This is a genomic window from Vibrio sp. CB1-5, assembly GCF_059412285.1.
Map to the genome: position 1 here is coordinate 152,756 of NZ_JBJHPB010000009.1, position 10,689 is coordinate 163,444.

Annotated in this window: 6 protein-coding genes; all 6 read left to right on the forward strand. The window is 46.5% G+C overall.

Annotation, left to right across the window (positions count from 1 at the left end; genetic code table 11):
• Positions 1–38 precede the first annotated feature (38 nt).
• The 6 genes from lpxC (at position 39) to carB (ending at position 10,563) form a co-directional block, all read left to right on the forward strand.
• Positions 39–956 (forward strand): UDP-3-O-acyl-N-acetylglucosamine deacetylase, encoded by a 918-nt coding sequence (lpxC, locus tag ACJB0T_RS09310; protein ID WP_479288769.1) that lies wholly within the window; start codon positions 39–41, stop codon positions 954–956.
• Positions 957–1,508: 552 nt separating this feature from the next.
• Complete coding sequence (secA, locus tag ACJB0T_RS09315; RefSeq protein ID WP_479288770.1) at positions 1,509–4,241, forward strand: preprotein translocase subunit SecA; 2,733 nt, start codon at positions 1,509–1,511, stop codon at positions 4,239–4,241.
• A gap of 112 nt (positions 4,242–4,353) precedes the next feature.
• Positions 4,354–4,752 carry an 8-oxo-dGTP diphosphatase MutT gene (mutT, locus tag ACJB0T_RS09320; protein ID WP_112459869.1) on the forward strand — a complete coding sequence of 133 codons (399 nt, stop codon included), beginning with the start codon at positions 4,354–4,356 and terminating at the stop codon, positions 4,750–4,752.
• A 75-nt stretch (positions 4,753–4,827) separates the two neighbouring features.
• Positions 4,828–5,637, forward strand: coding sequence for a 4-hydroxy-tetrahydrodipicolinate reductase (dapB, locus tag ACJB0T_RS09325; protein WP_479288771.1), 810 nt, complete (start codon positions 4,828–4,830; stop codon positions 5,635–5,637).
• A gap of 545 nt (positions 5,638–6,182) precedes the next feature.
• Entirely contained in the window at positions 6,183–7,322 is a 1,140-nt protein-coding gene (gene carA, locus ACJB0T_RS09330; RefSeq protein WP_479288772.1) for a glutamine-hydrolyzing carbamoyl-phosphate synthase small subunit, read from the forward strand.
• A 16-nt stretch (positions 7,323–7,338) separates the two neighbouring features.
• Positions 7,339–10,563, forward strand: a complete 3,225-nt coding sequence (gene carB / locus ACJB0T_RS09335; protein WP_479288773.1) for a carbamoyl-phosphate synthase large subunit — start codon at positions 7,339–7,341, stop codon at positions 10,561–10,563.
• Positions 10,564–10,689: the final 126 nt, after the last annotated feature.

The following is a 10,689-nucleotide window of genomic DNA, read 5'->3' on the forward strand; positions in this document are numbered from 1 at the left end:
TCAACCGTGATATGTAGCGTAGAATAAGAGGTTTGTAGATGATCAGACAACGTACGCTTAAAGAAATAGTGACTACTGTAGGGGTGGGTCTCCACTCTGGCCGTAAAGTAACACTAACTTTGCGTCCTGCGGCTGCTAATACTGGTGTTATATATCGTCGTACTGACGTGAATCCGCCTGTGGATTTTCCTGCGGATCCTCTTTCTGTACGTGACACTATGCTATGTACTGCGCTTGTTAACGATGAAGGCATCCGTATTTCTACGGTTGAGCACCTAAATGCCGCTTTAGCCGGCATGGGTATTGATAATATTATTGTTGAGGTTGATGCACCTGAGATCCCAATTATGGATGGTAGCGCGAGCCCATTCGTATACCTGCTACAACAAGCGGGCATTGAGACTCAAAATGCACCAAAACGATTCATTCGTATTAAGAAAACGGTGCGTTTTGAAGACGGTGACAAATGGGCAGAGTTCCGTCCATTTAACGGCTTCCGCATGGATTTCGAGATCGACTTCAATCATCCTGCAATTGATGCAGATGAGCAGCACTTATTGTTCGATTTCTCTTCACAAGGCTTTGTGAAAGAGATCTCTCGTGCACGAACGTTTGGTTTCATGCGTGACATCGAATACTTGCAGTCTAAGAATCTTGCGCTTGGCGGAAGTTTTGACAATGCAATCGTACTTGATGATTACCGCATCCTTAACGAAGATGGCCTTCGTTTTGACAATGAGTTTGTGACTCATAAAGTGCTAGATGCGATTGGCGACCTTTACATGGTAGGTCATGCCATCATTGGTGAGTTCGCTGCTTACAAATCTGGCCACGGCTTGAACAACCAACTGCTTCGTGCGGTACTGGCTGATCAAGAAGCGTGGGAGTGGACAACTTTTGAAGAAAAAGAAGGTTCTCCAGTTGCGTTTGCAGATCCGAGCATGGTATTGGCATAATCCGATCCTCCTCATTGTGAAAAATCAGGCCTAGCGCCTGATTTTTTGTATCTGTGATTTGGCTTTTTTAGTTTGAATCGCTTTTGCAAATTGAGAGTCAATTAGGTGGCAAAAACTTGCCAAGCACGTTCAGGATCGTGACGATCTCTTGCCGATCATAGAGATCTTTGTTTGATATTTACCTCACCCACTTCGACGAAATACCAGAGTAGGCGGCGTTTGCGCAGTTTAAGTTTGCAAATTTGAGTCGCGCTACGTTTATCAAATGCTGTACTTTTCAGCGACAATATCCACCTTGTCGCGGGTTTATTCCTCAAAACTTCCAAACACATCAAACTAATTGCGGTTAGTTTCGATAGATGCTTGGTTGTTGGGGCAAAAATTCCTTAAACTATGTGCCATTAATTGGTATGTCTGCCTTGAATTCTAGCCGCTTGAACTCAATATCAGTTGGTATAGATTTTATCTCAGTTAGGTCGCTTGGCCTTAGTAGAGACGGAAGGCAATTTTAATAGGTCGAAATGATCTAATGGTAGAGAGAACAAAAATACAATGATTACTAACCTACTGACAAAGGTCATTGGTAGTCGCAACGACAGAACACTGCGTCGACTAAGAAAAATCGTTAAACAGATCAATAACTACGAGCCTCAGTTCGAAGCGTTATCTGACGAAGAACTGAAAGCGAAGACAGTGGAATTTCGTGAGCGCTTGGACAAAGGTGAAAACCTAGACCAAATCCTACCGGAAGCATTCGCAACCGTTCGCGAAGCATCTAAGCGTGTGTTTGGCATGCGTCACTTCGATGTTCAGCTTATCGGTGGTATGGTTCTTAACTCTGGCCAAATCGCAGAGATGCGTACTGGTGAAGGTAAAACGCTAACAGCGACACTACCTGCGTACCTAAACGCTCTACCAGGCAAAGGTGTTCACATCGTTACGGTGAACGACTATCTTGCTAAGCGTGATGCGGAGACCAACCGTGCACTATTCGAATTTCTAGGTATGACCGTTGGCATTAACGTGCCAAATATGCACCCTCAAGAGAAGAAAGACGCATACCAAGCCGATATTTTATACGGAACAAACAACGAGTTTGGTTTCGACTACCTACGTGACAACATGGCTTTCCGTGTTGAAGATCGAGTTCAACGTGAACGTTTCTTTGCTGTTGTCGATGAAGTTGACTCGATCCTAATCGATGAAGCGCGTACACCGCTAATTATCTCTGGCCCAGCCGAAGATAGCTCTGATCTTTATACTCGCATCAACACCTTGATTCCTCACCTTGAGCAACAAGATCAAGAAGATTCAGAAGAGTACCGCGGTGACGGTCACTACACAGTGGATGAGAAGTCTAAGCAAGTGCACCTAACTGAGACCGGTCAGGAGTTTGTTGAAGAGCTACTTATCAAAAATGGCTTGATGGAAGAGGGCGATACACTTTACTCGCCAACCAACATCAGCTTACTGCACCATGTGAATGCAGCACTTCGTGCCCACGTTCTGTTTGAGAAAAACGTTGACTACATCGTTAACGAAGACGGCGAAGTGGTTATCGTTGATGAACACACCGGTCGTACTATGCCGGGTCGTCGTTGGTCTGAAGGCCTTCACCAAGCGGTTGAAGCAAAAGAAGGCGTTAAGATCCAAAACGAAAACCAAACGTTGGCATCGATTACTTTCCAGAACTACTTCCGTCTATACGACAAGCTGTCTGGTATGACAGGTACCGCTGATACTGAAGCATTCGAATTCCAATCTATCTACGGCCTAGAGACTGTGGTTATCCCAACCAACAAGCCTATGGTTCGTAACGATATGCCGGATGTGGTTTATCGTACTGAGGTTGAAAAATTCAACGCCATTATTGAAGACATTAAAGAGCGCGCGGCAAACGGTCAGCCAAGTCTAGTGGGTACGGTATCGATTGAGAAATCAGAGCTACTGTCTAACGCTCTTAAGCAAGCGAAGATCAAGCACAACGTACTGAACGCGAAGTTCCACGAAAGAGAAGCGGAAATCGTAGCTGAAGCGGGTACGCCAGGCGCGGTAACAATCGCGACCAACATGGCAGGTCGTGGTACCGATATCGTGCTAGGTGGTAGCTGGCAAGCGAAGGTTGAGCAGCTTGACAACCCATCACAAGAGCAAATTGATGCAATCAAAGCGGAATGGAAAGTGGTTCATGACCAAGTGCTAGAAGCAGGTGGTCTACACATCATCGGTACGGAACGTCACGAATCTCGCCGTATCGATAACCAGCTTCGTGGTCGTTCTGGTCGTCAGGGTGATGCGGGTTCTTCACGCTTCTACCTGTCTATGGAAGACCAACTATTACGTATCTTTACCTCTGATCGTATGGCAAGCCTAATCCAAAGTGGTATGGATGAGGGTGAAGCGATTGAAAGTAAGATGTTGTCTCGCTCAATCGAAAAAGCACAGCGTAAAGTGGAAGGTCGTAACTTCGACATCCGTAAACAGCTTCTTGAATTCGATGACGTGGCGAACGACCAACGTAAAGTGGTTTACGAGCTGCGTGATGAACTGATGACTGCTGAAGATATCAGCGAGATGCTAGAGCAAAACCGCAGTGATGTGTTCACGTCTGTTATTGATGAATACATTGCACCGCAATCGCTAGAAGATATGTGGGATATCGAAGGTCTTCAGGAGCGTCTTAAGAATGACTTTGACCTTGATTTACCGATCAAGTCTTGGTTGGAAGAAGACGATAAGCTATACGAAGAAGCGCTTCGTGAGAAGATCTTGGATACTGCAGTAACGGTTTACCAGCAGAAAGAAGAGACGGTTGGTGCGCAAGTGCTGCGTAACTTTGAGAAATCAGTGATGCTACAAACGCTAGACACGCTTTGGAAAGAGCACCTAGCGGCGATGGATCACCTACGTCAAGGTATCCACCTACGTGGCTATGCTCAGAAGAACCCGAAACAAGAGTACAAGCGTGAGTCGTTTGAACTGTTCGAGCAACTGCTAGATTCTCTGAAATTCGATGTGATCACGATTCTTTCTAAAGTACGCGTACAGCAGCAAGAAGAAGTGGAGCGTATGGAAGCTCAGCGCCAAGCTCAAGCGGAAGCCGCAGCAGCAAAAGCGCAAGCACAACACGCGAATGCTGAAAACCAACTAGCTGATAACTCAGAGCAAGCGGAGGATGGTTCACAACAACCTATGGTGCGTGAAGAGCGTAAAGTAGGCCGTAACGAACCATGCCCATGTGGTAGCGGCAAGAAGTACAAGCAATGTCATGGTAAGATCAACTAAGCCATGATGCTGATAATGAAGAGTCGCACTATGCGGCTCTTTTTTTATGCATAGATTCTTTTCTATGCTCAGCTTCTGCGCGAGTAACAAAAATAATAATGAGGAAAGTAGAGTGAAACGTATCCATATCGTTGCCGCAATCATTTTCAATCAAGACAAGTCTCAAATCTACATTACTAAAAGACCGGACAATCTGCATAAAGGCGGTTTTTGGGAGTTCCCTGGCGGTAAAGTTGAAGCCGGAGAAACCATTAGCGAGGCTATCATTCGTGAGCTGTACGAAGAGATTGATATCACAGTGACCGAGCAAGCAGTATTTGAGCATCTGATTCACGACTACCCAGAGAAATCACTGGAGTTCGACTTTATCTCGGTCACTGCCTTCGAAGGTACTCCGTTTGGAAAAGAAGGACAGGAAGGTCGATGGGTAACCATCGGTGAACTGGCTGACTATGCCTTCCCTGAAGCCAACGTTCCAGTGTTGAATAAAGTGATAGAAAAATTCAGCTAAATCCCTTTAGATGCTAGCAGCCCCAAAGGCTTTACGTTACATTGGTAGCAACACAAAACAACGGAGAATAGCGCAATGGTAAGAATTGCGATTGCAGGAGCAGCGGGCCGTATGGGTCGCAACCTAGTAAAAGCAACATTTCACAACAAACAAGCGACCGTGGGAGCGGGCTCAGAGCGTCCTGAGTCTTCACTCGTTGGTGTTGATGTTGGCGAACTATGTGGTGAAGGGCGTTTTGATGTCGCGCTTGTAGACGATTTAACAAAGTCGATTGAAGACTTCGATGTGATCATCGACTTTACCGCACCAAAAAGTACCCTTGCGAACCTCGAGCTGTGTAAACAACACGGCAAAAAAATGGTGATTGGTACCACTGGCTTTAGCGATGAAGAGAAACAACTGATCGACGAAGCGGCCAAGATGGTTCCTGTGGTGATGGCGCCAAACTACAGCGTCGGTGTTAACCTCGTTTTCAAATTGCTAGAGAAAGCGGCGAAAGTGATGGGTGATTACTGCGACATTGAAATTGTTGAAGCACATCACCGCCATAAGGTTGACGCGCCATCTGGCACTGCGATTGGCATGGGGGAAGCGATTGCTGGCGCCATGGGTAATGAGTTAAATGATGTGGCGGTTTATGCTCGTGAAGGCATTACTGGCGAGCGAACTCGTGATGAAATCGGCTTTGCGACCATCCGTGCTGGTGACATCATCGGTGAGCACACCGCAATGTTTGCTGATATCGGCGAGCGTGTTGAGATTACTCACAAAGCGACCGATCGTATGACCTTTGCCAATGGTGCAGTGAAAGCTGCTGTGTGGCTCAACGACAAGCCCGCTGGTTTTTACACCATGACCGAAGTACTCGGGTTAGACAGTATTTAGAGAAAAGCGCCAGTTTGGCGCTTTTTTTTATACCCTAAATCGACGCCAGGATTAACGGCGAGAAATACATAAATATTCTAGGAATGATAGCCTGAGTCACTATAAGCGCTTTTCCTTTCAGTTTCTATGAATGGATGGAAAGTGTACTGAAATTGCAGTTTTTACCTGTTCTTATGGGGCTTTTTTGTTGTTTTTTAAATTAAACCCCTATTTTTGTGTGTTTTGTCTGTTTGGCTATCGTTTGCGCAAATAGTTGTTGCAAATTTTATAGTGTGACGGTGAGATTCGGCGTCGAAAAACTATGCTTGCCGTTAACTGATTGAATTTGTCTTTGTAAATGTACATTTTTGGCGGTTTAAAACAAAAAAATCGCCAGTGACTATAAAATTTGGATTTATTTTTCCATGCTTGTTGACACAAATCGTCGGCATCATTAGAATACCGCCAATTTGTCTGAACTACCTAAAACCGCTTATTTATGGCGAAGAGGAAGGCAGATTTGCAATTTAATTTAAAATTTATGCATTTTTATTCTGGAGGTTGTCTTGAGTAAATCAGCACTGTTAGTCCTAGAAGATGGGACAGTGTTCCGCGGTGTTTCCATTGGAGCAGATGGTTTATCCGTTGGTGAAGTTGTTTTTAATACCTCGATGACGGGGTACCAAGAAATCCTCACTGATCCTTCCTATTCTCAACAGATTGTCACCCTAACTTATCCTCATATTGGCAATACTGGTACTAATAAAGAAGACGAAGAGTCTTCAGCAATCCACGCACAAGGCCTTGTGATCCGCGATCTTCCTCTTATCGCTTCTAACTTCCGTAATGAGCAGTCACTTTCTGACTACCTAAAGTCTCAAAACATTGTTGGTATCGCAGATATTGATACACGTAAACTGACTCGCCTTCTTCGTGAAAAAGGCGCTCAGAACGGTTGTATCGTTGCGGGTGATAACCTAGACGAAGCGCTAGCTCTGGCGAAAGCGAAAGAGTTCCCTGGCTTGAAAGGTATGGATCTTGCGAAAGAAGTAACAACGCAAGAAACGTATCAATGGAAACAGGGTTCGTGGACGCTTGAAGGTGGCCTTCCTGAAGCGAAAGACGACAGCGAGCTGCCATATCACGTTGTTGCTTACGACTTCGGTGCAAAACGCAACATCCTACGCATGCTTGTAGACCGCGGCTGCCGCCTAACAGTGGTTCCAGCGCAAACTTCTGCTGAAGATGTACTTGCACTTAACCCAGATGGCGTATTCCTATCAAACGGCCCTGGTGACCCAGCGCCATGTACTTACGCTATCGAAGCAACGAAAGTATTCCTAGACAAAGGCCTACCAATCTTCGGTATCTGCCTTGGTCACCAAATCTTGGCTCTAGCGTCTGGTGCGCAAACAGTGAAGATGAAGTTTGGCCACCACGGTGCAAACCACCCAGTTAAAGACCTAGATCGTGATGTAGTAATGATTACTTCACAGAACCACGGCTTTGCTGCGGATGAAGAGACGCTTCCAGAGAATCTACGTGCAACGCACAAGTCTCTGTTTGACGGCACACTTCAAGGTATCCACCGTACCGATAAGCCAGCGTTCAGCTTCCAAGGTCACCCTGAAGCGAGCCCAGGTCCACACGATGCAGCGCCATTGTTTGACCACTTCATCGAACTTATTAAAGAACATAAAGCGTAATTCGGAGTAGTTGAGAATGCCAAAACGTACTGACTTAAAAAGTATTCTAATTCTTGGTGCTGGCCCGATTGTTATCGGTCAGGCTTGTGAGTTTGACTACTCTGGTGCTCAAGCGTGTAAAGCGCTACGTGAAGAAGGTTACCGAGTTATCCTTGTGAACTCGAACCCTGCAACTATCATGACTGACCCAGACATGGCAGATGCAACTTACATCGAGCCTATCCAATGGGAAGTGGTTCGTAACATCATCGAGAAAGAGCGTCCAGATGCAGTACTGCCTACTATGGGTGGTCAGACTGCACTTAACTGTGCTCTAGACTTAGAAAAACACGGCGTACTAGCAGAGTTCGGTGTAGAGATGATCGGCGCAACGGCTGATGCTATCGATAAAGCAGAAGACCGTTCTCGCTTTGATAAAGCGATGAAGTCAATCGGCCTAGAGTGTCCACGTGCTGACACGGCTAAGACTATGGAAGAAGCTTACGGCGTTCTTGATATGGTTGGCTTCCCTTGTATCATTCGCCCTTCTTTCACTATGGGTGGTACCGGTGGCGGTATCGCATATAACAAAGAAGAGTTCGAAGAAATCTGTCGTCGTGGTTTAGACCTGTCTCCAACAAACGAACTTCTTATCGATGAATCTCTTATCGGTTGGAAAGAGTATGAGATGGAAGTGGTTCGCGACAAAGCGGACAACTGCATCATCGTTTGTGCGATTGAAAACTTCGACCCAATGGGTATTCACACTGGTGACTCAATCACAGTGGCACCAGCACAAACGCTGACAGACAAAGAATACCAGCTGATGCGTAACGCATCTCTAGCGGTACTTCGTGAAATTGGTGTAGAAACAGGTGGTTCAAACGTACAGTTTGGTATCAACCCGAAAGATGGCCGTATGGTTATCATCGAGATGAACCCACGTGTATCTCGCTCTTCAGCGCTAGCGTCTAAAGCAACAGGTTTCCCAATCGCGAAGATTGCCGCGAAACTGGCTGTTGGCTTCACGCTAGACGAGCTAATGAACGACATCACTGGCGGCGCAACCCCAGCATCGTTCGAACCAACTATCGACTACGTAGTCACTAAGATCCCTCGCTTTAACTTTGAGAAGTTCGCGGGTGCTAACGACCGCTTGACTACTCAGATGAAGTCAGTAGGTGAGGTGATGGCAATTGGTCGTAACCAACAAGAATCACTGCAAAAAGCACTTCGTGGTCTAGAAGTAGGTGCAACTGGTTTTGACGAAATGGTCGACCTAGATGCTCCTGATGCACTGTCTAAAATCCGTCACGAGCTTAAGGAAGCGGGCGCTGAGCGTATTTGGTATGTTGCCGATGCATTCCGTGCTGGCCTATCTGTTGATGGCGTGTTCAACCTAACGCAAATCGACCGTTGGTTCCTAGTTCAAATCGAAGAGATTGTTAAGCTTGAGCAAGAGCTAAAAGCGAAAGGCTTTGCAGGTCTTGATAAGCAAGAGCTAAACAAACTAAAACGCAAAGGTTTTGCTGACGCACGCCTATCTAAAATCCTAGGTGTGGCAGAGAGCGAAATCCGTCGTCTACGTGACCAATACGATATCCACCCAGTGTACAAGCGTGTTGATACCTGTGCGGCTGAGTTCTCTTCTGATACGGCTTACATGTACTCATCTTACGATGACGAATGTGAAGCGAACCCAACAGAAAAAGACAAGATCATGATCCTAGGTGGCGGTCCAAACCGTATCGGCCAAGGTATTGAATTTGACTACTGCTGTGTACACGCATCACTAGCACTGCGTGAAGACGGTTACGAGACCATTATGGTTAACTGTAACCCAGAAACAGTGTCTACTGACTACGATACGTCTGACCGTCTGTACTTCGAACCAGTAACTCTGGAAGATGTATTGGCTATCGCTCGCGTAGAGAAGCCAAAAGGCGTTATCGTTCAGTACGGTGGTCAAACGCCACTGAAACTGGCTCGTGCTTTAGAAGCAGCTGGCGTGCCAATCATTGGTACTAGCCCAGACGCTATCGACCGTGCAGAAGACCGTGAGCGTTTCCAAGTGGCTGTTGACCGTCTTGGTCTTCTACAGCCAGAGAACGCGACAGTAACAACGATGGAGCAAGCGGTAGAGAAATCTCGTGAAATCGGCTTCCCATTGGTTGTTCGCCCATCTTATGTACTGGGTGGTCGTGCGATGGAAATCGTATACGACGAGCAAGATCTACGTCGCTACTTCAACGAAGCAGTAAGCGTATCTAACGAATCGCCAGTACTTCTAGATAGCTTCCTAGATGACGCGGTAGAAGTTGATATCGATGCTATCTGTGACGGTGAGCGTGTGGTTATCGGCGGTATCATGGAGCATATCGAGCAAGCAGGTGTTCACTCAGGTGACTCAGCATGTTCACTTCCAGCGTACACGCTTAGCCAAGAAATCCAAGACACTATGCGTGAGCAAGTTGAAAAGCTGGCATTCGAGCTAGGTGTTCGTGGTCTAATGAACACGCAGTTTGCGGTTAAGAACAACAAGGTTTACTTGATTGAAGTTAACCCACGTGCTGCACGTACTGTACCGTTTGTATCGAAAGCAACTGGCGCGCCTATTGCTAAGATTGCCGCTCGAGTGATGGCTGGTCAATCTCTAGAAGCTCAAGGCTTCACGAAAGAGATCATTCCTCCATACTACTCAGTGAAAGAAGTCGTACTGCCGTTCAACAAATTCCCTGGTGTTGATCCACTATTGGGCCCAGAGATGCGTTCTACTGGTGAAGTGATGGGTGTTGGTGCAACGTTTGCTGAAGCTTACGCGAAAGCAGAACTAGGTTGTGGCAATGTTTACCCAGAAGGTGGTCGTGCACTGCTTTCAGTTCGTGAAGGTGACAAAGAGCGCGTTGTAGACCTAGCGTCTAAGCTAACTAAGCTAGGCTACCAGCTAGATGCAACACACGGTACTGCAGTCATTCTTGGTGAAGCGGGCATTAACCCTCGCCTTGTTAACAAGGTACACGAAGGTCGCCCACACATTCTAGACCGCATCAAGAACAACGAGTACACCTACATCGTTAACACGGCTGCTGGCCGTCAAGCGATTGAAGACTCGAAGGTTCTACGTCGTGGCGCGTTGGCAGAGAAGGTGAACTACACCACGACGCTAAACGCAGCATTTGCAACATGTATGTCTCACACTGCTGACGCGAAATCGACAGTAACATCAGTACAAGAGCTTCATGCGCAAGTAAAAAACGCGTAATAGATAAAAACTAATAAGCAGGCCTCGCGCCTGCCTTTTAGACAACCTCATTGCCCGCTCATTTGAGCGGGCTTTTTTGTTTGCCCAGCGAAGCTGGCAAACCCGTCAGGTTGAAAGAAACCTGAA